The following is a 22,561-nucleotide window of genomic DNA, read 5'->3' on the forward strand; positions in this document are numbered from 1 at the left end:
GCTGATTAACGAAGGTTTGTACAAATTGCCGAGAGGTTTATAGTCAAACAGAATAAGACAGTATACTAAGCTTTAGATGGCTGTAAAAGAAATTGCGAAGTGTGCGGCTTACGAGCCGAACACTTCGCGTATAGCTTCCGCCAGAAGAGGTATGCCTCGATGTATTGTTCCTACGTCGGTATTACAGAACGATACCCGCATATTGTTGTTCTTTATCCCATCCGGGTCGAATGTTTTTCCAGTAACGAAGACCACTCCCTTTTCAATGGCTTTTTTCAATACGGCTGCAGAGTCGTTCCCTTCCGGCAAGTGCAGCCATGTGTAAAAGCCACCTCGTGGTTTTTCGAATGATACATAATGCGGTAAACATTTCTCCAGTGTTTCGGTCATGGCCAATCCCCGTTTCCTGTACTCTTTCCTTACACTTTCAGTGTAGTCATGTATATATCCGCCCCTAATGAATTTATCGGCAATTACCTGGGAGATGCTGGGTGAACAGGCATCAATTGATTGCTTGATCAGTTCGCATTTTCTGTATATCGATTCCGGCACCAGCATCCAGCCCAAACGTAGTCCCGGCCCCAATATCTTGGAGAAAGAACCTGTGAAGCACACATCTACTCCTTCCGGGTCCATCGCTTTTATGAGTTGCATCTCAGGCAGGTCCTCTTCGTAAAAGTAGAGATCGCTGTACACGTCATCTTCAATCAGGGGGATATCTTGATCCTTCAGCAGATCAATCATCTGTTGTTTTATATTTTTGGAGTAGATGATACCGGCGGGATTGTGGAAGTTGGGCGAATAGTAGAGAAATTTTGGCTTTGGCCGTGTGGATTCCAGCCTCTCCTTTAACATTTCAATATTCATACCGTCCCTTTTTAACGGGATGGTGATTAAGTTTGCCTGGCAGGCACGGAAAGCTGAAAGTGCTCCAATAAAACTGGGTGTTTCAACCAAAACCGGATCTTCCGGGTCGATAAATGCTTTTGCCAGGATATGGATTGCCTGCAGCGATCCGGTAGTGATGATCAAACGGTTTTTTTTCACCGGCAATCCTTTTGCCTCCAAATATTCTGACAGCGATTCCAATAATGTTGGTAGCCCGGTGGTGGGCCCGTATTGCAGGGCTGTCTGTTTCTCTTCTTCAGTGAGGGAATTATATATCTTGTCGATGGTTTCGAGAGGAAATAGTTCATTGCCCGGCATACCACCGGCAAAAGAAATAATATCGGGAGCCGTTGCCAGGCTCATCAAGTCCCGAATCTCCGAAGAGCGGAGGCACGAAACGCTGCTTGCAAATCTGGTCATATTAATCAATTAAAAATTAAAATATCTATTCAAAACTGTACGCCGTTCCAGTAAAATGTGCCACCAGCACTCCAGCTTCGTTTCTTATATTTACACTATAGGAGTTTAGCCGGTTACTCTTGTTCATCTCCTCCGCTTCGGCTGTCAGAGTTCCTGTGGTACATTTCACAAAAAAAGAGATGCTGCAGTTGATGGTCAACGCAACTTTTCCGTAAGCGTTTGCAGCCTTGCCAAAGCAGAAGTCCGCAAGCGTGAAGAGCACCCCTCCGTGTACCACACCCACGCTGTTCAGGTGGTTATCGTTGATCCTCACCCTGGCTTTTGCATAACCGGGACGGTTTTCAATCAGCTCCAGGCCGCATAGTTCTGAAAATGAATCTTTCATCAAGCAAGAAGTGTTAATTGCATCGTCTCGATACATCTATAACTGGTATATATCACTTTGTGAAAGGAGTGTAAGGCTGTTACTGTGCAGGACATTAATAACCTGTTCGATATCGGCTGCACGGATGACGGCGAGCGCCACATCGCGATTTGAAAAGGCATACATATAATCAATATTGATGTTTGCTTCGGTCAGAATCTTCAGAATCTGATATAACGAACCGGGCTGGTCAGGCATATTAACGCAGACAACGTCGGTTAATCCAATTGAGAAACCCGCTTTTTCAAGCGCTTCTCTTGCTGTTTCGGGTCGCCCAACCACCAGCCGTACGATGCCGTAATCTGCTGTTTCGGCCACACTCAATGCAGTGATGTTTACATCGTTTTCAGCCAGTATACGGGTCAACTCGGTAAGACGCCCCGACCGGTCCTCCAGAAAAACGGACAGTTGTTTAATGAGCATAGATTTTATTGTTTTATATAGAGACGTATATTGATTAAACAGTTGAAAAGAGTTGAATGTTCTCTTCTTGTGCTATGTCTCAATATTTTCTGAGATCAATAACCCGTTTCGCTTTCCCTTCAGAGCGTTCAATGCTGTTTGGTTCCACCAGCTTGATTGCTGCGCTGATACCCAGCATGCTCTTGATGTTGTGGTCGATACGTCGACGAATACCTTCCAGCTCGCGGATACTATCCGACCAGCTTTTCTCGTCAACCTCGACACGTATTTCCAGATTGTCGAGGTTGTTTTCCCGTTGTATGATAAGCTGATAGTGAGGAGATGTTCCCGTGATATCAAGGAGCACCGATTCCACCTGCGATGGAAATACGTTTACACCGCGTATTATAAGCATATCATCAGTTCGGCCGAGACATTTGTTCATTCGCACGAGTGTCCGTCCGCAGTCACACTTCTCCCTGTACAGGCGAGTCAAGTCGCGTGTCCGGTATCGCAGCAGAGGCATAGCCTCTTTACTTACTGTGGTAAAAACCAGCTCACCCAGTTCTCCCTCAGGGAGTACCTCCAGTGTTTCAGGGTTGATAATCTCCGGGATAAAATGATCTTCAAACACATGGTTCCCGCACTGGAATTCGCACTCCATGGATACTCCGGGCCCAATGACCTCGCTAAGCCCGTATATGTCAAATGCATTTATTTGCAGCAGCTCTTCAATCTCTTTTCGCATTTCGTTTGTCCATGGTTCAGCACCAAAGATGCCGGTGCGGAGCTTGATATCAGCCGGTGAGATACCCTCTTTCGCTATGCTTTCTCCCAGATGTGCCGCATATGAAGGCGTGCATGCCAGAATTGTTGCATTAAAGTCGGTCATAAACTGCAACTGTTTCCTGGTGTTCCCCGTAGATATAGGTATAACCGTAGCTCCTGTCTTTTCAGCACCGTAATGTAATCCCAGTCCCCCGGTAAAAGGGCCGTAACCATAGGCTATCTGGATGGTATCGCCGCTATGGACACCGGCCATTGTGAGGCTTCGCGCAACCACTTCAGCCCACAGTTCAATATCATGTCGTGTATAACCCACCACCGTGGGCTTGCCGGTAGTCCCGCTCGATGCGTGAATGCGTACTACATCTGTCTGAGGAACAGTAAACAACCCAAAGGGGTAGTTGTCTCTCAGGTCGGCTTTCGTGGTGAAAGGAAGATCTTTCAGCTGATCGATACTCCTTATATCTCCCGGATCAATACCTTTCTCTTTTAGCTTATTGTGGTAAAACGGAACGTTCTCATACATCCGTTTTATCATTCCGGCCAGCTGGATGCTCTGCCATTCACGCATCTGCTCCCTATCGGCACACTCTTTTTCTGGGTTCCAGATCATTTTATTCCGATGCATTTTTTATTCCAAACCCAAATGCTTTCAGGTTCATTGTTACAATATCTTCACCTTTTCTCGAAAAAAACATGGCTATTGCTCTTTCCAGATCGCCGGTATCTATACCAAGATAAGGTGATGCGGCTCCAAGCATGACCACGTTGTATGTTTTAGCACTTCCGGCGTCCTTGGCAAGCTTCTCTGTCTCAACCAGTACATGCGGTGCAGACCTTTTAATAGTGTTTATCAGCTCATTGCCGTCAGGATATCCGGGTATGTTCTTATAAGGCTCCATCGCCGTTACAATAACTCCTTCTGGTGACAGAAACGGAAGGTAACGGAGTGCCTCCATCGGTTCCATTGATAATATCATATCGGCTTTGCCAAGAGGTATGAGGTCAGAAAAAATCTCTTCCGATGATATCCTAAGGTGCGACTCAACAGCGCCTCCGCGCTGACTCATTCCATGAACTTCTGCCTGCTTTACCTTTAGCCCCAGGCTCATTGCCGCAAGGTCTATGATTGAAGCTATGGAGAGTATCCCCTGGCCACCCACACCGGCTATAATAATGTTTTTTTGCATTTTATTCTGATTATTCTTTTGGTGTCAATTACATATCAGATAAATTAAATTTTACTGCTTTTCACTTTTCCTGCTTTTAACTGCTGTTTGCACGCACTCCCGTTGTGCAATAATTACAGATACACCATCGTAAACGAACTCTTCCCGGAGGATTGCACTGTTATCCTCAAGATTTTTTTTCAGTGGAACGATAAGGCGTATATGTGCTTCTTCCACACCAATGCCTTTGCAGATATCGAAATATTTATCTGTCCCGGCGGAGTCCTGCCCTCCAGTCATTGCTGTGGTGCCATTATCGGAGATAATAATGGTGACAGGTGAGCTGTCGTTTACGGCATCGAGCAACCCGGTCATCCCTGAATGGGTAAAGGTGGAGTCTCCTATTACGCATACTGCGGGGCGAATACCTGCGTCTGCGGCCCCTTTGGCCATTGTAATGGCCGCCCCCATATCCACGCAGGTGCTAATGGTGTTGTAGGGTGGCAGGGCTCCCAGTGTATAACAGCCTATATCACCGAATACGTGTTGCTGCTGATAATCGCCCATTGCCCGGTTGATGGCATCGAACAGGTCGCGATGGCTGCATCCCCGGCACAACATAGGCGGACGTCCCGTAACAATCTGAGGGGACTGTCGCCCGTCACTGCTTCCTTCGTGTAGAGCTTTTGAAAGAAGATTTGGTGAGAGTTCGCCCGTACGGGGTAAGGCGCCATCCATGCGCCCCCTGAATTTAGCGTTGCCAAAAAACCCTTTCAACAACTCTTCATATACTGGATAACCCTCTTCTGCAATCAGAATATCGGTATATCTGTCAGTGAACTCCTTTATTTTCTTTTCGGGGAGAGGATATTGTGCAATTTTCAGGACAGGCAGGTTAAGGTTACTTGCCCTGTTCACCTCCATTACATAATTGTAAGCAATGCCAAAGGCTATGACTGCCTTTGTACCTTTACCTTCTGTCTCGCTGTTAAACTCTGAAGCCTCTGAAATTGTGACAAGCTCCTGTTGCTTTTCAAGGAGTTTTTGATAGTTCTTTCTGGCGTTGGCGGGCAATAGGATCCATCGGCCTTTATCTGAAGAAGGTTGCAGAGGGTTTTGTCCCCTCGGCTTGCTCCGTGTTACCACCGCACGCGAGTGTGATAACCGTGTAGGAATACGTAAAAGCACCGGGAGCCCGGTTTCTTCAGAGAGGCCGAAAGCGTAACGTACAATATTATATGCCTCCTGCTGATTGGCAGGCTCTAGTACCGGTATCATGGCGAACCTGCCGTAAACCCGGCTGTCCTGTTCGTTTTGCGATGAGTGCATTGAAGGGTCATCGGCAACCGTAACTACCAGCCCGCCGTGAATGCCTGTTATTGAGGAGTTCATGAAGGCATCGGCTGCCACATTAAGTCCCACATGTTTCATGCATACCAGGCTTCGTTTTCCTGCGTACGACATTCCCAAAGCTGCCTCATAAGCTGTCTTTTCATTCGTAGCCCATGCCGACCGTACTTGTTGCTCTTTAGACTGCGGCGACTTTTGAATATATTCGGTGATCTCTGTAGAAGGGGTGCCGGGATAGGCATATACCCCCGATATCCCTGCATCTAACGCCGCTTGAGCGATAGCTTCGGCTCCCAATAGAAGTTGTTTGTCCATAAATTTATTTAAAAACAGGCGTTTTGAAAATTGCAGATTTTCGCAAAAGCCGCTGCCAATAGTTCGTTTTATTATAAAACTGGGAATTAAGATTACAAAAGTACAAAAAATAAACCTTTAAAACTTTAAATGCATAAAGTTGTAACTACTCAGGTGCCCTTTTTCTGACCAATGATGAAGAATGTCGCAGGGTTGTCGAGATCCTGTTGTAACTTTTTTTGAATTTTTCCTCATGCCGCTATCCATGGATTGAAATTGTTATATATCAGCTTGTTGAGGGATATTTGGAGGGTATTGCAGGGCTCCAAAAATTTTTGGAATGACCCTCCGGGATAAGAGGCGCAGGTCTCGCCAAAACGCCTGGGAACAGCCTTTAATCCATTGATGCCCAAATCATTATATTTGCACATGTCCATTATTTTTTCGACCTTTGTGGAGGTATGAAAAAGAACTTTAATACAGGACTTGGAAAGAGTGTCGAGGCAGACCGGGTAAAGCTCTCCCGGCGGCGCAGGCAGATCCTTCGGGAACTCGGCCTTTGCGAAGAGCTTGACTCCACAGAACTGGCAGAGCGGCTGCTGGTGCAGGCGAAGATCAACAGGGCTCTTGTCAAAACCCTTGAGGAGAAGGACAGGGAACTTGCGCGGATGGATCTTATTCTTTCTGTCCGTGACAGTGAAATAAAAGTCAAAGAGGCTCGTATAGCCGAGCTTGCATCCCGTGTTGCCGAACACGGGGGTGGCAGGAAACCCGTCATCAAGACCAGCACGAACAGCAGCGTTCCGCCCTCCGGGAATCCAATTGGCATCCGGCATACACAGTCCCGGCGCAAGCCTTCCGGCAGGAAGTCCGGTGGGCAGAAAGGCCATTCGGGGAGCACCCTGCTCCAATCCGAGAATGTAACGGAAACCCAACAGTGGTACCCCGTCCCGGTGTGTCCAGAATGTGAAAAGCCGCTGGAGATGGATTCTGCGATCGTCTGCGCCACACGCCAGGTGGTGGACATTCCGCTTCCGGTTGCGGCCACGGTTGTGAACCACATGACGATGCAGGTCAAGTGCTCCTGTGGGCATTGCTGCAAGGGACAGTTCCCGGAAGAGGTGAACGCTCCCGTATCCTTCGGCCCCAACATCATGGCGATGACATCCTACCTCAGCACTTACCAAAATGTTCCGTTCAAGCGACTCACCCATCTGTACGAGACCATCTTCGGACTCCACATCAGTGAAGGCTCTGTATCGAACATGCTGAACGCCATGCGGAAATTCTCCAAAACGCCCTACGAAATGATACGTCAGAAAGTTGCAGGTGGAAAGGTTGCCGGGGCGGACGAGACCGGGATCAACGTGAACGGGAAAAACAACTGGCTCTGGGCTTTCCAGAATACCGTGGCCACCTTCCTCGCCTTTGGCAGCAGCAGAAGCCATCATGTCATCAACAAGCACTTTACCCGGGAAGAACGGGGTAATAAGGTATGGGTCACTGACCGGCTTCCGGCTTACTTCATGGGAGAGGTGGGGATGGAGGATCACCAGATATGTATTGCCCATCTGTTGCGGGAACCTCACCTACACGATGCAGGCCTTTCCGGATGATCCATGGAGCCTCGACATGCTCGACTTGCTGCGGGACTCCGTCCATCATCGCAATGAAAATGACATTGGAGAAGCGGTCAGGAAAGATATGGAAGAAAGACTGGACAAACTGCTCGAAAGGCCTCCGGTTTACACGAAAGAAGAAGGGGGGAATACCGAACTTGACAAACTCAAAAAAGGCATTGCCAAACACCGGGACTATATCTTTACCTTCCTCGCCAATCCAGCTGTTCCTCCCACGAACAACGACTCCGAGAAGGCATTGAGACCGGCCAAGACCAAATTGAAAGTCAGCGGGTGCTTCCGCTCCGAGGAAGGAGCCGGGAACTATGCTACCGTTGCCTCCGTCATCCAAACAGCGGTCAAGAACGGACAGAACCCCTATGAGGTCCTTCGGGTTATTGCATCCCTTGCTAAAGCGTAGTTTCGAGTATAGCATAGTTATTGACGAGTAGTCAGGACTCTCTGTCTATGACAGGGGGTACCTGAGTAGTTACATAAAGTTAGATTGTTTCTATATAGTATAATAACAGAGACTCTGTTAAAAAAATTAAGCGAACCTTTTTGTGGTTCGCTTAAAACAGTTGCAGATCAACTTGGTTTTTTACAACTTTTCGATCAGTCTATTATGTCCGGATTATACAAAACTGAGCATTCCGGCTACTTTATTCTCCTTTCGAATTTTCATGTTTGGGAGGACGGGGAAGCAAAACCTTGCGTGATAACTTGAATTTTCCAGTTCTCTGGTCTATATCGATCAGTTTTACCTGGATTTTGTCTCCTTCTTTAATACCGGCATCTTCCACCTTCTCCAGCCTTTTCCAGTCTATTTCTGAAATATGTAGCAGGCCGTCTTTCCCTGGCAGGAACTCGCAGAACATGCCATATGGCATAACTGAGCGTACGGTAGCATCATATACTTCACCTACTTCAGGGACTGCCACAATGCCTTTTATCTTAAGCATGGCTGCGTCGATAGATGCTTTGTTGTTCGCTGAAACCTCTACACGGCCCTTATTGTCGATCTCCTCGATAGTGATTACAGCGCCTGTCTCTTCCTGGATTCCCTGGATGATTTTTCCTCCCGGGCCAATTACTGCACCTATAAAATCTTTCGGGATCTCAATTACCTCTATACGCGGAGCATGCGGTTTCAGGTCGGCACGAGGTTCGGAGATTGTTTCCATCATCTTTCCCATAATATGCTCACGTCCTGCTTTTGCCTGTGCCAGCGCTTTTTCCAGAACTTCATATGAGAGCCCGTCTACTTTGATATCCATCTGGGTAGCTGTAATCCCGTCTTTGGTGCCGCACACCTTAAAGTCCATATCACCAAGATGGTCTTCGTCCCCAAGAATATCTGAAAGGATGGCATAATTCTGTCCTTTGTTCTCCGATATCAATCCCATAGCGATGCCGCTAACCGGTTTCTTGATTTTTACACCGGCATCCATCAAGGCGAGCGTACCCGCGCAAACCGTAGCCATGGACGATGATCCGTTGGACTCCAGTATATCTGAAACAACACGTATCACATAGGGGTATCCCTGAGGAATCATGCGTTTGAGTGCACGGTGTGCCAGGTTGCCGTGTCCAATCTCACGACGGCCTGTACCGCGTTGTGGACGGGCTTCGCCGGTAGAGAAAGGTGGAAAGTTGTAGTGAAGAAGAAAACGATCTGTACCGTGGACAAGAACGTCGTCAACAATTTTCTCATCGAGTTTTGTCCCCAGTGTAACTGTTGTGAGTGATTGTGTTTCACCGCGGGTGAAAAGTGCCGATCCGTGTGGCCCGGGGATAAAATCCACCTCGCTCCATATGGGCCGTACTTCGGTAGTTGCACGGCCGTCGAGCCGTTTGCCCTCATCAAGAATAGAGCGACGCATTGCCTCTTTCTCCACATCGTGGTAATATCTGGAAACGAGCGGTGTCTTTTCTTCACGTTCCTCTTCTGGAATCGACTCAATGAATTCAGACATAATGGCTTCGAAAGCTTCAATACGCTCATGCTTGTTTGGGTTCTGTGATGCAGCTATATCGTATGCGCGTTTGTAGCATTTGTCCCATACCTGTTTTCTCAGGTCTTCATCATTTTCTTCGTGGTTGTAAGTACGCTTTACCGTCTTGCCTGTCATCTCTGTCAGCTCAATTTGGGCCTGGCACTGTTTTTTTATCTCTTCGTGGGCAACCTTTATAGCTTCAAGCATCTCATCTTCCGATACTTCATTCATTTCTCCTTCCACCATCATGATGTTGTCGATAGTAGCACCCACCATCATGTCAATATCTGCTTTTTCCAATTGTTTGAATGTAGGGTTGATAACGAACTCTCCTTCTACACGCGCCACTCGAACCTCTGAGATAGGGCCGTTGAAAGGTATGTCTGAAACGGCCAGGGCTGCAGATGCTGCCAGTCCGGCAAGCGCATCGGGCATATCCTCGCCATCGGCAGAAAAAAGGATGACGTTTACAAAAACGTCAGCATGATAATCGTCCGGGAACAGAGGTCGAAGTGCACGGTCAATCAACCGGCTGGTAAGTATTTCTGAATCTGAAGGTTTCCCTTCGCGTTTCATAAATCCTCCCGGATACCTTCCGAAAGAGGCAAATTTTTCTCTGTATTCAACCTGAAGAGGCATAAAATCGGTTCCGGGAGTTGCATCTTTAGCGGCGCAAACGGTTGCCAGAAGCATTGTGTTACCCATGCGAAGGGTAACGGAGCCATCGGCTTGTTTCGCCAGTTTCCCCGTCTCCAGCGTGATCGTGCGTCCGTCTGCCAACTCGATCCGCTTAACAATTGGATTTGTCATAAATTATTAAGTTGTAATTTTCTTTGTATAAAATCTTACAAAGGTACACAAAGTTTTGGTTTTACGATTAATTAAGGAGCATAAAATATTGAAAGGATTGGTGTTTTATCGTTGATTGATGGTGATATCTATAAGTTATCTTATGAAAAAAGAGGGATACCCGCTACGGATATCCCTGCTTCTCCGGAAAATGAATTTAAACCTATCGTTTTAAAAATTATACGATGACTAAAGCAGTTATTGTAAATGTTTAACTCTTTTCCGGGCAGATGCTACTTTGTTACTTCCACACGTCGCGCTATCACGGTGTATGCTTCTTCACCCGAGAGCCCCGGGTCTTTTCCCATTCCTTTGGTTGTCATACGCGATGCGTCAATTCCTTGTTCTGTCAGATATGTTTTCAAGGCTTCAGCGCGTTGCAGTGACAGTCGTTCATTTAACTGATCTGTGCCTGTGTGGTCACAAAATCCGGTAATTTCTACCGCATCGTTTTCAAACTCTTTCAGAGTAGATACTATTGTAGCCAGTTCTGAAGCGTATTTATTTTTGTCGATGCGGGCGCTACCCCTTATAAAATGTACTGTTGGCAGTACCGGGAACTCTTTCACCACTACAGGTGCAGGTGCTGGCTTCGGTTCCGGTTTTGGTACGGGAGCCGGAGCTGGAGCGGGTTCTGGAGCCGGCTTAGGTTCGTAGTAGATAGGCTCTGTTCTTGTGTAAGTCTTTCCCAGGTTGATTTTGATACCTGCCAGGGCATTGAACTGCCAGTCCGGATGATCTGCTTTTTTGGAATTGAATTTATCTGGAAGAACATTGACATTTCCTTCGAGTCCCAAGCTCACTACATTGTTTAGCCGGAAATCTATTCCCAGTCCACCACGGCCGGCAATAAATGTTTTGTTGTCTTTCCATAGATATTCAAGCTGGTATCCTCCAGTGTTCAGATTGTTAGCCCCATCGTTATTGAAGCCATAAGCAAAACCTCCACCGGCAAACAGGTAGGGATTAACTATTCGCATGGGATTGAATCCGCCGAACAGTGAAAAGATGTCGAGAGTAATATCAATATTTCCCTGCAGATAGTTAAAATCGTAAACCTGTTTTGGAGCCACCCAGGCGCCTTTGGCCTGCCACCCGCTTGCACCGATGCGTGCGCCAAAAACCGGAGTGAACTTATATCCCAGATTTATTGCTGCTGCCGGAGAGATCAGATCAGTAAAAGAGACTTCACCCAGGGTATGAGCGGCGCCTCCTTGCAATTGCAGATAAGCATGTGGTTTAAAAACCGTTTTTCCCTCCTCCTTTATCTCTCTTGTTTGTGCCGAAGCGATTGCAGGGAAAAGGGCTAAAGCGAACATATAAATAAAAAACTTTTTCATAGGTATAAATTTTTGTAATTGAAATAGGAAAAAGACGTCCACCTTTTGTGGACGCCTTTTAGTGATTGTTATTTTTGAAAAGCGTCTCTTTCAGTCAGATGATTACTTTTCATTTCATTCAAGTTTAGTTGCCTGTTCCGGGATTAACCACAATGGTAATCTTACCTTCTAATTTACCCCATTTGTGATTGATAGATACCGGCAGGTAAATTTCGAATGCATTTTGAACTGAACCACCTGTTTCATTTTCCCATGCAACAACTAATGTTGTATAGTTAGGTGCAGTCCCTACGCTGGCGTTATCAGCTTTCACTCTCATGCCGAAAGGTAACTGGCCATTTGGTAAGTTGGTAGTAAGATTATTGAATTTAAAGTCTATTGTTGGGATATAAGTTCCACCTGAAATAATTCTTTCAATTTCGTAATGATCTACCAGTGCTCTGTGATTATTTCCGTCGTTAGCACCCATTCCTGCAATTGATGAGAATACAATGTCGTTACCCAGGAAGTCTTTAATTACTGAATTATTGACCCAGGGGTTAAACGGCGACATAGTTGATGTTCTTACAAGATTGATGCTTACTCTTTGATTTGCACCTGTACCCTGATCCCACAATTCATATTTGTCGGCAAAGTTGAGTGAAAGAGGTTTGGTGAACATCACTGTGAATGGGTTATACAAACCAACATGGTTCAGCACCTGTCCATTGAGATATCCTCTTGGTTGTACTTCAATCCAACCAGCTTTAACCAATTCTTTTGCTGCATCACTCCAAGGCTTGTAGTTGCCAATTTGAGGATTAGAATGAGTTTGATCGTTCAGTACAATATAGAAGCCACCAGTTTCGAATCCGTTGGCAGGAGCTCCGGTATGATTGTATATTGTGGCTGCAAGAGCGTTGTCGCTATTTCTGCGAACTTCTGTCTGTTGTCCAAATTGTGTACCGGCTATTACTTTCTTGAATCCTGATGGAACACCTGTTACAACAAAGTACGGTTTAAGGTAACCATCGCATTGTTGATTTGCATCAAGTACACCAAAGTCCAAATCCAAGTTGTTATGAACGAATGCATTTTGCAACAACCCTTCGTACGGAGTAGAAGTTTTTGGAGTCGGAACCTGGAAGTAAACCGTTGGTTCAACTTTATAGATACCATTTGACAAGAATGACGGATTTGCAGTCAATTTCAGATTTGTCGGCAATACTACCTTGAAGTTCCATGTAATTTCTACGTCAGGACGGTATCCGGTCGATTTCAGTATGGTCTTCACTTTGTATGTACCAGCAGGAGCATCGTTGCGGATGTTTCCTTCCAAATAGTTGTACAGGTTCACGCTTTGAGTTTCCGGATCGATTGCCCATTTGAACCAAACATGTTCAGCGTTAGTGACACCAACAGTAGCAGCAGCAGGTGTTGGCGGTGATACTTTTATAACCTGTGCAGCAGTCAGCCCGGCCTGTTTGTACTCACTGAAGAATGCATCCTTACCAAGCTGGATGCGTGAGTGGTTGAACACCTGGTCGAAGTCGATTGCATCGATATCAACGTTTGTCAACTTGTATGTGCTGTTGCATCCCAATACATAATCTTGCAGTGTGAATTCGAACTTAACAGGAGAATTATCAAATCCATCGGTAATTATGATCTTGATATAACCAACTGCATGCACTTTACCGTTGACCAAAGCGGTTACTTCCACAATAGGAGTACGTCCTACGGCAGCCTGGTTTACTTTGTTCCCGTCAGGTTTAACACCAATTACACCGGTAGTTTCGTTCAAAGTAACATAATCGTTGGTCTGGTTAACACCTTCACTTTCAAGATATACGCGTCTGAACTTGAATGTATGAGCATTGAAGCCGAACTCTGTCATCTTTTCCCAGTCTCCATAATAATCATCGAACATACCATAAATATAGTTGTTCAGATTGATGGTATGGTTAAGGACGTCGGTCATGTCGCCACTTTGCGATTTCCCGTTCCAGAGTCTGATGTCCGATGCATACGATGCACTAGCTATTTCATCATACTCAACTCCTACAGGAAGAAGGTCGCCGTCATCTTTCATTGATTCTTCGTTCAATGCAATACGTCCTTCTGAAAGGTCGAAGTTGGCTTTCACATATTCGGTAGAGGTTACATAACGGTTTTCGTCGTTATCCATTTCCACATTGATGTTTTTCACCTGAAGTGCAACGCTTACGTTAGATCCCCATTTATCATTACCATTTTTGGTCGAAACTGCTCTCGGATAATCATTTCCCCACCAGCTCCCGTCTTCATAATCGTAGTCGTTTTCTTCAACCATTACAGGAACGCTCAATACGCCGTTAGCCAATGTTGCCTGGCCGGTCAACATGATAGGAGCAGATTTGGTATCAGCATATCTCAGCAAAGAGGTCTTGTGCAGAAGTGCGTATATTTCGAAATCGCTCATCTGAACGTTCGACGGGCTTACGTTGTAACGAAGGATGGTAATACCCTTATAGATTTTGCCTATTTGCTTAACCGACCAGTTCTCATCCCAATCTGAATCCCAGTCCGGAGTGTAATAAAACTGTTTTGCAGGTTTGTTAAACATCCATTCTGTAATACCTCTTACAACAATCTGCGGAGTTCCGTCATAAGAAGTATAGTCGGGAATGTAAGTCAGGGTGTAAACACGGTGATCAAGGCTCCTGTATACATCGATAATCATTCCGGTGAGCTCGGTTCTAAGATCTGCAATTTCATTTTCGAGTTCACTTTTGTAAGCCTCAACCTTGTCATCAAGTGCTTCAATAGCCATTCTGTTGGCTTCAATAAGAGCTTTCAGTTCGTTGTACTTGGCAAGCAGGTCGGCTTTAACAGTGGCTATCTCTGCAGCATTAGCCTCAATCATAGCTAATTGTTCTGTTAAATCGAGTTGAATTTGATCCAATACTTCAGACTTGCCATCCTTGATCTTTAAAATAGCTTCCAGGTTTGCAAGGCGTGCGCCGTACTCATCTTTAACCTGATTGATGCTTGACTCAAGTGTTGCCTTAATTGCATTCACTTCTTCTTTGGTAGCAGCTTTGGCCATATCAGCCTTCAGTTTGGCCAGATCAGCGTCTACAATAGCTTTGTAAGCGTTATAGGTCTCCAGTTTTACAACCAACGCCATGGCAGCATCAAGTTCAGCCTTTGATGCAGATGCGTCTGCCTTGGTTTTGACAGCAGCCAAGTCGGTTTTTACCTGATTAATGCTAGCTTCCAGCTGCGTTTTAACGGTATTCAATTCCGCTTGTGTCAATACAGTGCTCTTCAATGTTGAGAGTTCTGTTTCCAGTTTGCTGATGTCTTCATCATAATCTTTACAAGAGGTAACTGTTACAAAAGCAGCAATTACTGCAAAGACAAAAATTTTAAAAAATAACTTTTTTTTCATACATTAAAAAAATTAAAAATAATAAATTAAGATATTTCACAAGGTGTTCTCTATGTTTATATGAAACTTTCTACGTTTTTTAGGTTTGAAAAACAGTGAAATCAAAGAAATCAGGTTATACCTCAATACCTGGTTTTTACCGTCATTCCCGAAACTGAAAATCGAACTTCTATTCATTCGCGTTTTTTTATTTTTTTTTTCTTCTTCTTCTATGTTTTGTGTATTAAAGTGTGGTATATAATTCACTTCAACCCCGCCAAATTCAATAATATCATCGCTGTTCTCAAACTCCATGCATATTTTAAGGAGGGTGCTTTTACTTACAACTGCCCTACATTCAGCTTTGATGATTCCCGAGGATGGTAAAGGCTTGTCAACCACCTTGTTGTGAAGTACTGTCGCTGCTATCGGTTCTCTTTGTTCCACTAGCCTTACAAGGGGTATATAGCTTTGAATACCAACGATTTGATAGGCGATTTTTACTTGCGTTATCAGGCTTCCTTTGGGCAGGGGCAACATCATGTATATCCATTTTGCTTCGCCAGGTTCTTTCACAGTAATTCGCACACTCGGGTGAAAAACGTATGGATATGAAATCCTGATTGACGGATCGCCCGTAACAAAACCTATCCCATGAAGCATGAGGGTAAGCTCTTCTTGGGGTTCTTTAATTGAGATATATTTGTTTCGGGATGTCATAAATTTCTCTTAAATTGCTGTTATTATGCTTTCAATTGACTTCTTAAACTGCTTATGCCAAGCTTTCAACAGGTTATAACTATTCCGTTTTTTCAAGTTTCATTTTTGAAAGTGTACTCCTGAATTCAGGAGAAGGAGTGAAAACGACGCGCATATTTTTAATATTGTCAGCTGTGAACTCGTCAGGATCGGAAACCCCTTCGCTTGAGAGAGAGAGACGCAACGTTCCAAAATTATTTAAATTCACGCTGTATCCCTCCATCAGGTATTTTGGAATTTCATCTACCATGTTCTCTATTACATTCATTACTGCCCCTCGTGTGAGAGAAGATTTTCCGGCAATTCCTTTGCTCAGTTGGTAATTGTTTATTGTCCCTGCTTTCACCGGACTAGCATACCACTTGCGTTTGGTCTCCGGTTCGAGCGGATTTGCTTTTTGAATCAATTTATACTTCATAAATGTTCTTGTATTTATATGTTTATTTTAATGTCTTATGTAAATTAAATTGAAAAATTCTGTAGCGAATGCACTAATTTATTGGATGTTACCCCGGCTTTGCCTATTGTCGCGTTTTTAGTAACGTTTATGATGTTCTTTTTATACGTATACCGCTTATTCTCTGACCGTTTACCGCTTTTTCTGATTTTTCCCTTTAATATGCTTTCCGTACGTTTAGCAGTGTCAAGGTGTCCGTTTATCCGCCATCATTTTTCGGTACAAACATAAGGTTTTCCCAAACCTGTCGTTAGGATTTTTTTAGTGAAATATAGCATAAAACAAGCTTTAACATTTATGGTTAATAGCACAATTCGCGCAATTGATTTTTTTAAATAATTAAATATCAGTATTATAATAGTGCTATTATTACTTTGGAGTTGTTGAAGAGTTTTTCACGAAATATTTAAAATTATTATATCATCGACAATTTTCACAATTGCCAGTCATAAATTATTTGAATGAAGCAGCTTATCGTGATGGTTATTTTTGTTAATCCTGAGGTAATCTTTGGTATTGTGTTGGTGTTACGCCCGTGTGTTTTTTAAATATTCTGGAAAAATAATTCACATCAAAAATGCCGCACATATCTGCTATTTCGCTGATGGGCTTGTTGCTACGCGTTAATAGTTTTTTAGCGTAAGCAATTTTTACTTGTTGAATATAGGTAGAGCTAGGGTATCCTGTTATGGCATTTAATTTTTTGTTTAGTTGTGATACACTTATTGCCAGCTCATGAGCCAATTTTTTTGCAGAGAAATTTGGATTTTTTATTTCGTGATGAATTATGTCTGTCACCTTTCTCAGGAACTCAACATTTAAATTGTTGCCTGTTTCGTTTTTTTCTTCTTTAAAAATTGTCCTCAGATATTTTTCTTTCAGTTTGTCGCGCGATTCAAGCAGTTTTTCGACACGTACCTGTAGTTCTTCACCCGTAAATGGTTTTCCTATATATGCATCTGCTCCGCTTTTAAATCCTTCTAAAAAATCGGATTGGGAGTTTTTGGCAGAAATGATAATTATTGGAATATGATTTAGAAGAGTTGATGATCTGATATCTTTACAAAGTTCTATACCGTTCTTTTTGGGCATAATAATGTCGGTAATCACAATGTCGGGGATATATTCATTGGCCATCTCCATGGCTGTAACCCCATTATCTGCATATAAAATATTGAGCTTGTCATTATTGAATAAGGCACTTATATAAAGGTATATATCTTTATTGTCTTCGACAATTAAAATTGTTTTACGTTCTTCTTTCTTCTTGGTCTCGAGGTTTACAATATCTTTGTTTTCAATTGGCGGAAGTTTTTCTAATATTCCCTGTTTGGTGTTTTGGCGCGGCGACCAGTGTGAGTACAACTTTTTTTCATCTCTGTTGATTGGCAGCCCTATTGTAAAGGTAGAGCCTTTTCCTTCAGCGCTCTCTACATCAATGGTGCCATTAAGATTGTATATCAGTTGCTTTGTAAGTGTAAGACCTATTCCGTAGCTCAGACTATCACTGGCTGATGGTGCTTTGTAAAACAGATCGAATATATAGGGTAGCTCGGTTTTAGTTATTCCGCTACCTTGGTCAATCACTTTGATCATCAGTCTTTTCTTATCTTTTTTATTTCGCTCAAGTATAATAAATACACGGCTACCATTGTCACTGTATTTTATTGCATTTGATAGAATATTTTGCAATATTTTGAAAAGGTAATCGGGTACAAAATCAGTCTCTATTTTATTTTCTTCACTGTAAAACACCAGTTCAATATCTTTTTGTTCAGCATATAACCCGAATGTTTCTGAAATCATCTGCACATAAGCTATGATATTGCCTGTTTTCCATTCCAGTTTGTTCTCATTTGTCTGTAAATTGGCTAAATCAAGAAGTTGATTTACAAGATCGGATAAATGACGTCCCTGCCGTTCAATTGCCGAGAGAAATGTGAGTGAGTTTTTACCAAGGTCTTTTTGTCCCTTGAGCTGCTTGCTCATCCCTAAAATTATGGTAAGCGGAGTTCTGAATTCATGGGCAAGTTTTATGAAAAAATCATTTCGTGTCTTTTCATTTTCGCGAAAACGTTTACTCTTGATACGCTCTGATAAAAAGTAAATAAGTAGAATTAACGATGCTGCTAAAAACAGGATAAATCCGGTATAAAGAACCTTGTTGTCAGGGTTATCAATAAGTAGGGTTGGGTGTAATAACGATGCAATGAATTTGTTATTGAATAATACCGATAATCTTAAAGCCGAAGCTTTAAATAAGATAAAGGTGCGAGCTGAAAATCCGGAAATAAGGTGATGACAAAGGTTCATACTTATTACTTAAAACTTAATTCTTATTCAGATCCATTATTTTACAGTTAAAAAACAATTAAATTACCGCATTGTAATTTTTTTCTTATCTTTCTTGTCTGTGACTTTACTGTTAACTTGATAAGATATTGTGCAATATATACTTTTTTTTTATCAGACAACGCTTTTTTCAATTAAAAAACAGGTAATTAAGTGCAATAGGGTTGAAAAATGTTATATTTGATTATAATTAACTATTCCTTCTTTTAGAATCTTCACTTTTACTCATAAAAGACGAATTGTCAGGCTGTGTGATTACACATCTTTATTTTCTTGATAATTCACTTAAATAATTAATGTACTTTAGTTTGTACATATATGCACAGTTTTAAAAACGACACACTTCCCTGCAGCTTAATTAACTTCAAAATTAGCAATATTATTTTAAAAAGAATTGTATTTTTTATAAAATTGATCTTAGTGTATCTTTTTTTTGAATGTTCCTTTACGGGATACGTTTATAAATTTTTCACCATATACATACTTTTACCTGAAAAATCATTAGTTTTGCACTAAATATAATTAATGAATAATTTATGAACAGGGTGTTTGAAAGATTTGTGCTGGCCTTAATGATTGGAGGGCTATGTTTCTCATGTAAGCAGGGAGCTGCATTTAAAGTGGAAGGTAAAATAGAATCTGCAAAAGGTGATACTCTCTATCTTGAGCATAGAGGCCTGGGTGGTGTTGTACTTCTTGATTCTGCTGTGCTCAAAGAAAATGGTTCGTTTGCTTTTAAACAACCTGCCCCTCAAAACCCCGAGTTTTATCAGTTACGTATTGGCGATCAGAGAGTGGTTTTTACCGTCGATTCTTCAGAAACGCTTCATTTGCAGGCGGATGCTTCAAACTTATATAGTTCGTTTACCATAGTTGATTCTCCCACCAACGATCAGCTCAGAGAGGTAGATGCACTTACTATTGCTGCTGCCGGGAAAATTACCGGTATTGAAAATCTGCATAAAGCAAAATCGATTGATGATATGACCTTTATTGCCCGGCTTGACACGGTGCTGACAGAGTACAAGTCAAACATATCTCGCATGATTCTGGGAAATCCATCGAGTGCTGCTGCCTATTACGCCGTCTTTCAGAAGATAAACGACTATCTGATTTTCAATCCCTATGATAAAAAAGATTATGCAATGTTTGGAGCAGTTGCCACATCATGGAATAGGTATTACCCCGAAACAGAGAGAACAAAACATCTGTATGAATTTGCCATGAACGCATTGAAGACTCGAAGGCAACAAGAGCAGCAGGCACGTCTGTTGGAAAAAGTGCCAGTTGAAACAGTAACCCGATTACCCGATATTGCGCTGAGAGACATGAACGGGGATAAGAAGGCTCTCTCTTCGCTTCAGGGTAAAGTTGTTCTGCTTGATTTCGTGATATATAATGCTGATTTCTCTCCAAAACACAATATGGGCCTTAATGCTGTATATTCACAATACAGATCGCGCGGATTTGAAATATATCAGATTTCGTTCGATTCTGATGAGCATTTCTGGAAAACAGCAGCTGACAACCTGCCATGGATTACTGTCCGCGATCCTCAATCTGTAAATACATGTTTACTGTCGATGTACAATGTGAGGGAGATTCCTACAGGTTTTATCCTGAACCGTGAAGGAGATATTGTTGTTCGGATTGAAGACTTTTCAAAACTGAGTAATGAGTTGAAAAAAGTGTTGTAAAACATACGTAGGATATTTGTTTTATCAGAACAAAGTTTTTATCTTTGTAGCAATTACATCATGGAAAAAGGGAGTTCCGGTCTTATGAAAAGGCCGGAATTCTTTTCTTTATGTTAAGTTTTCACTAAGTTAAACAGGAGAAAAAATTATGTCTGTAACTTACATGACCGAAGACGGACTTCGGAGATTAAAAGAAGAGTTGATAGAGATGGAATCTGTACAGAGACCTGAGATATCGAGACAGATTGCCGAAGCCAGAGATAAGGGAGATTTGTCAGAAAACGCGGAATATGATGCCGCCAAGGAGGCACAGGGAATGCTTGAAGCAAAAATATCACAGATGAAAGGCCTTATTGCAACTGCCCGCCTGATAGATGAAAGCGCTATAGGTACTGATGAGGTTAAGATAATGAACAAGGTGACCATAAAAAACGTGCAGACAAAAAAACAGATGACCTATACCCTTGTCTCGGAGAGTGAAGCTGACCTTAAAAACGGTAAGATTGCTGTAAACACTCCTATCGCTCAGGGCCTGCTGGGTAAGAAAGTGGGTGATATTGCCGAGATAAAAGTGCCATCGGGTATCATGACGTTTGAGGTGTTGGAAATATCTATTTAAATCAATTATGGCTACAATTTTTAGCAGAATTATCTCCGGAGAGATTCCATCGTACAAGATTTCTGAAGATGATCGTTTTTACGCTTTCTTGGACATCAATCCTATGGCAAAAGGCCATACGTTGGTAGTCCCAAAACAGGAGGTCGACTATCTTTTCGACCTGGATGATATGCTTTTGGCAGATATGGTTGTTTTTGCCAAAAAGACGGCAAAGGCTATAGAGAAAGCTATCCCGTGCAAAAGGGTAGGTGTGATGGCCATTGGACTTGAGGTGCCACATGCGCATATTCATCTGATCCCCATTCAAAAAGAGGGTGATATGAGCCTTGCCAATCCGAAACTTAAACTTTCGAAGGATGAGTTTGAGGAAATTTCGGAGAAGATACGGAATGCCTTTTAGCACAAGTAAAGCCTTTAGCACACATCAAATATAGTTAACTGTGTTAAACAATGGGCAAGTCACAGCTCATCGTTTTTGTTTTCATCCGGGAATGAGTCCACTATAATTAACAATACTCATAAAGTTTTTACTTTTACAAACATAGTGACCCCTATATGTCTTTTTCATTGCATTGAGACAAAATAAATATTTATATTCAGTGCATTATAATAACCATTTTTGATATTCAGGGTTTCATAACAGGCACATAAACTGTTATTGATATTTGCTGGTTATTAATGATACATATCTGTCAGATTTTCCTGATGCGGATACCTCTGACAAAATGACACTCCCCTTTTTCAAGAATCAGATCTGCGCGGAATCGTGTTGGGAGAATATTTTGTTCCAGATTCGGAAGATTTATTTCGTCCCAAACCCTATTGGCAAACTTCAACAGTCTTTTCTCCGGATAGAAGGCATATTTATGAAAATAGGAGTCAGGGTCACGGAAGGCAGTCAGTTGTAATTTTTTAAATCTCTCCAAATACCATTCACGGAGATCCTTCTCACTTGCGTCCACGTAAATTGAAAAATCGAAAAAGTCGGATACAAACACACGTCTCTTCGGTTTTTTGTTTAAGGAAACCTGTAGTACGTTTATACCCTCAACAATAAGAATATCAGGCCGCTCAATGGCTTGCGTCCTGTCTTTTATTACATCGTAATAGAGATGTGAATAGACCGGCACCTCAAATGTGTCACGTCCCGATTTTACACTTGCGAGAAACGACAACAATTTTTTTGCATCGTAACTTTCAGGGAATCCTTTTTTATTAAGTAATCCCCGCTTCTCCAGTTCATCGTTAGAGTACAAAAAACCGTCGGTAGTTATAAGTTCCACTTTCGGATGTCCCGGTGTCATAGAAAGCAACTTCTGAAGTACGCGGGCTGTAGTGCTCTTTCCTGCTGCAACACTTCCTGCTATACCTATGATGTATGGGATTTGTTTGCTGGTATTGACGAAAAACTGATCCCGTTCGTTGTGCAGGTTGCGATAGTGGGTTATATGGATCTGCAGAAGCCTGATCATAGGGATGTAAATGTCTTCTACTTCACTTAGCGTAAGCGGTTCATTAAGTGCTTGCAGTTTTGTAAGGTCGATGTCCGATATGGGAAACATTGGATGTTCCTCCAGTTTACGCCACTCTTCACGGGTGAAAGCACGAAATGGAGAATAGGTAACCTCGTAAGATTTATTCATTTTAAGTCTGTTTTTTTGATGCAAAGATAATATCATATGTCCGATATGGCATATTCACACGGAATAATCTTTATATCAGAAAGAAAAAACCGGTAATGATTGAAT

At 42.7% G+C, this 22,561-nt stretch carries 19 protein-coding genes; 5 read left to right on the plus strand and 14 right to left on the minus strand.

Annotated elements, in window-relative coordinates:
• Window positions 1-108: 108 nt before the first annotated feature.
• From KDN43_RS08220 to KDN43_RS08250, 7 genes are all read right to left on the minus strand, one after another.
• On the minus strand, window positions 109-1,308 hold the full coding sequence (locus tag KDN43_RS08220) for an aminotransferase-like domain-containing protein (protein WP_238841490.1): 1,200 nt from the start codon (window positions 1,306-1,308) through the stop codon (window positions 109-111).
• Between the two features lie 25 nt (window positions 1,309-1,333).
• Complete coding sequence (locus KDN43_RS08225) at window positions 1,334-1,693, minus strand: PaaI family thioesterase (RefSeq protein ID WP_238841491.1); 360 nt, start codon at window positions 1,691-1,693, stop codon at window positions 1,334-1,336.
• Window positions 1,694-1,729: 36 nt separating this feature from the next.
• Complete coding sequence (locus KDN43_RS08230) at window positions 1,730-2,155, minus strand: ACT domain-containing protein (protein WP_238841492.1); 426 nt, start codon at window positions 2,153-2,155, stop codon at window positions 1,730-1,732.
• 79 nt (window positions 2,156-2,234) lie between these two features.
• A complete protein-coding gene (locus KDN43_RS08235; protein WP_238841493.1) occupies window positions 2,235-3,533 on the minus strand; it encodes a phenylacetate--CoA ligase family protein in 1,299 nt (432 codons plus the stop codon).
• 1 nt (window position 3,534) lies between these two features.
• The gene (locus KDN43_RS08240; protein WP_238841494.1) at window positions 3,535-4,110 is read right to left on the minus strand and encodes an indolepyruvate oxidoreductase subunit beta; all 576 of its coding nucleotides are present in this window, start codon (window positions 4,108-4,110) and stop codon (window positions 3,535-3,537) included.
• 51 nt (window positions 4,111-4,161) lie between these two features.
• Window positions 4,162-5,754 (minus strand): thiamine pyrophosphate-dependent enzyme, encoded by a 1,593-nt coding sequence (locus tag KDN43_RS08245; protein WP_238841495.1) that lies wholly within the window; start codon window positions 5,752-5,754, stop codon window positions 4,162-4,164.
• Between the two features lie 230 nt (window positions 5,755-5,984).
• Window positions 5,985-6,920: a hypothetical protein gene (locus tag KDN43_RS08250; protein ID WP_238841496.1), complete on the minus strand. Its 936-nt coding sequence runs from the start codon at window positions 6,918-6,920 to the stop codon at window positions 5,985-5,987.
• Between KDN43_RS08250 and KDN43_RS16430 the strand changes: the two genes are divergently transcribed.
• Window positions 6,894-7,349: an IS66 family transposase gene (locus KDN43_RS16430; RefSeq protein WP_256448697.1), complete on the plus strand. Its 456-nt coding sequence runs from the start codon at window positions 6,894-6,896 to the stop codon at window positions 7,347-7,349. The two genes, KDN43_RS08250 and KDN43_RS16430, sit on opposite strands and share 27 nt — an antisense overlap.
• On the plus strand, window positions 7,330-7,773 hold the full coding sequence (locus KDN43_RS16435; protein WP_407681758.1) for an IS66 family transposase: 444 nt from the start codon (window positions 7,330-7,332) through the stop codon (window positions 7,771-7,773). The genes KDN43_RS16430 and KDN43_RS16435 overlap by 20 nt, the downstream gene beginning before the upstream one ends.
• A gap of 241 nt (window positions 7,774-8,014) precedes the next feature.
• Here the strand turns inward: KDN43_RS16435 and pnp are convergent, their stop codons facing one another.
• The 6 genes from pnp to KDN43_RS08285 form a co-directional block, all read right to left on the minus strand.
• Window positions 8,015-10,159: a polyribonucleotide nucleotidyltransferase gene (pnp, locus tag KDN43_RS08260; RefSeq protein WP_238841497.1), complete on the minus strand. Its 2,145-nt coding sequence runs from the start codon at window positions 10,157-10,159 to the stop codon at window positions 8,015-8,017.
• Window positions 10,160-10,431: 272 nt separating this feature from the next.
• Entirely contained in the window at window positions 10,432-11,538 is a 1,107-nt protein-coding gene (locus tag KDN43_RS08265) for an OmpA family protein (RefSeq protein ID WP_238841498.1), read from the minus strand.
• 124 nt (window positions 11,539-11,662) lie between these two features.
• Complete coding sequence (locus KDN43_RS08270) at window positions 11,663-14,950, minus strand: coiled-coil domain-containing protein (protein WP_238841499.1); 3,288 nt, start codon at window positions 14,948-14,950, stop codon at window positions 11,663-11,665.
• Between the two features lie 36 nt (window positions 14,951-14,986).
• Entirely contained in the window at window positions 14,987-15,649 is a 663-nt protein-coding gene (locus KDN43_RS08275; RefSeq protein ID WP_238841500.1) for a hypothetical protein, read from the minus strand.
• A gap of 79 nt (window positions 15,650-15,728) precedes the next feature.
• Window positions 15,729-16,106, minus strand: a complete 378-nt coding sequence (locus KDN43_RS08280; protein WP_238841501.1) for an HU family DNA-binding protein — start codon at window positions 16,104-16,106, stop codon at window positions 15,729-15,731.
• A gap of 531 nt (window positions 16,107-16,637) precedes the next feature.
• A complete protein-coding gene (locus tag KDN43_RS08285) occupies window positions 16,638-18,458 on the minus strand; it encodes a hybrid sensor histidine kinase/response regulator transcription factor (protein ID WP_238841502.1) in 1,821 nt (606 codons plus the stop codon).
• A 575-nt stretch (window positions 18,459-19,033) separates the two neighbouring features.
• Between KDN43_RS08285 and KDN43_RS08290 the strand changes: the two genes are divergently transcribed.
• The 3 genes from KDN43_RS08290 to KDN43_RS08300 all read left to right on the plus strand — a co-directional run bounded on the left by KDN43_RS08290 (window position 19,034) and on the right by KDN43_RS08300 (window position 21,213).
• Entirely contained in the window at window positions 19,034-20,194 is a 1,161-nt protein-coding gene (locus KDN43_RS08290) for a TlpA disulfide reductase family protein (RefSeq protein WP_238841503.1), read from the plus strand.
• Between the two features lie 148 nt (window positions 20,195-20,342).
• Window positions 20,343-20,813 carry a transcription elongation factor GreA gene (gene greA / locus KDN43_RS08295; RefSeq protein WP_238841504.1) on the plus strand — a complete coding sequence of 157 codons (471 nt, stop codon included), beginning with the start codon at window positions 20,343-20,345 and terminating at the stop codon, window positions 20,811-20,813.
• 7 nt (window positions 20,814-20,820) lie between these two features.
• Window positions 20,821-21,213 carry an HIT family protein gene (locus KDN43_RS08300; RefSeq protein ID WP_238841505.1) on the plus strand — a complete coding sequence of 131 codons (393 nt, stop codon included), beginning with the start codon at window positions 20,821-20,823 and terminating at the stop codon, window positions 21,211-21,213.
• 292 nt (window positions 21,214-21,505) lie between these two features.
• Here the strand turns inward: KDN43_RS08300 and coaA are convergent, their stop codons facing one another.
• Window positions 21,506-22,456, minus strand: coding sequence for a type I pantothenate kinase (gene coaA, locus KDN43_RS08305; RefSeq protein ID WP_238841506.1), 951 nt, complete (start codon window positions 22,454-22,456; stop codon window positions 21,506-21,508).
• Window positions 22,457-22,561: the final 105 nt, after the last annotated feature.

This window comes from Proteiniphilum propionicum, assembly GCF_022267555.1.
Taxonomy (GTDB): domain Bacteria; phylum Bacteroidota; class Bacteroidia; order Bacteroidales; family Dysgonomonadaceae; genus Proteiniphilum; species Proteiniphilum propionicum.

What these genes read in the sequence shown, in the direction of transcription:
- KDN43_RS08240 (WP_238841494.1), bottom strand. Translation starts at nt 4,110, where the DNA reads ATGCAAAAAAACATTATTATAGCCGGTGTGGGTGGCCAGGGGATACTC.
- KDN43_RS08220 (WP_238841490.1), bottom strand. Translation starts at nt 1,308, where the DNA reads ATGACCAGATTTGCAAGCAGCGTTTCGTGCCTCCGCTCTTCGGAGATT.
- KDN43_RS16430 (WP_256448697.1), top strand. Translation starts at nt 6,894, where the DNA reads ATGACATCCTACCTCAGCACTTACCAAAATGTTCCGTTCAAGCGACTC.
- KDN43_RS08235 (WP_238841493.1), bottom strand. Translation starts at nt 3,533, where the DNA reads ATGATCTGGAACCCAGAAAAAGAGTGTGCCGATAGGGAGCAGATGCGT.
- greA (WP_238841504.1), top strand. Translation starts at nt 20,343, where the DNA reads ATGTCTGTAACTTACATGACCGAAGACGGACTTCGGAGATTAAAAGAA.
- coaA (WP_238841506.1), bottom strand. Translation starts at nt 22,456, where the DNA reads ATGAATAAATCTTACGAGGTTACCTATTCTCCATTTCGTGCTTTCACC.
- KDN43_RS08300 (WP_238841505.1), top strand. Translation starts at nt 20,821, where the DNA reads ATGGCTACAATTTTTAGCAGAATTATCTCCGGAGAGATTCCATCGTAC.
- KDN43_RS08230 (WP_238841492.1), bottom strand. Translation starts at nt 2,155, where the DNA reads ATGCTCATTAAACAACTGTCCGTTTTTCTGGAGGACCGGTCGGGGCGT.
- KDN43_RS08265 (WP_238841498.1), bottom strand. Translation starts at nt 11,538, where the DNA reads ATGAAAAAGTTTTTTATTTATATGTTCGCTTTAGCCCTTTTCCCTGCA.
- KDN43_RS08290 (WP_238841503.1), top strand. Translation starts at nt 19,034, where the DNA reads ATGAACAGGGTGTTTGAAAGATTTGTGCTGGCCTTAATGATTGGAGGG.
- KDN43_RS08275 (WP_238841500.1), bottom strand. Translation starts at nt 15,649, where the DNA reads ATGACATCCCGAAACAAATATATCTCAATTAAAGAACCCCAAGAAGAG.
- KDN43_RS08280 (WP_238841501.1), bottom strand. Translation starts at nt 16,106, where the DNA reads ATGAAGTATAAATTGATTCAAAAAGCAAATCCGCTCGAACCGGAGACC.
- KDN43_RS08285 (WP_238841502.1), bottom strand. Translation starts at nt 18,458, where the DNA reads ATGAACCTTTGTCATCACCTTATTTCCGGATTTTCAGCTCGCACCTTT.
- KDN43_RS16435 (WP_407681758.1), top strand. Translation starts at nt 7,330, where the DNA reads ATGCAGGCCTTTCCGGATGATCCATGGAGCCTCGACATGCTCGACTTG.
- KDN43_RS08245 (WP_238841495.1), bottom strand. Translation starts at nt 5,754, where the DNA reads ATGGACAAACAACTTCTATTGGGAGCCGAAGCTATCGCTCAAGCGGCG.
- KDN43_RS08225 (WP_238841491.1), bottom strand. Translation starts at nt 1,693, where the DNA reads ATGAAAGATTCATTTTCAGAACTATGCGGCCTGGAGCTGATTGAAAAC.
- KDN43_RS08270 (WP_238841499.1), bottom strand. Translation starts at nt 14,950, where the DNA reads ATGAAAAAAAAGTTATTTTTTAAAATTTTTGTCTTTGCAGTAATTGCT.
- pnp (WP_238841497.1), bottom strand. Translation starts at nt 10,159, where the DNA reads ATGACAAATCCAATTGTTAAGCGGATCGAGTTGGCAGACGGACGCACG.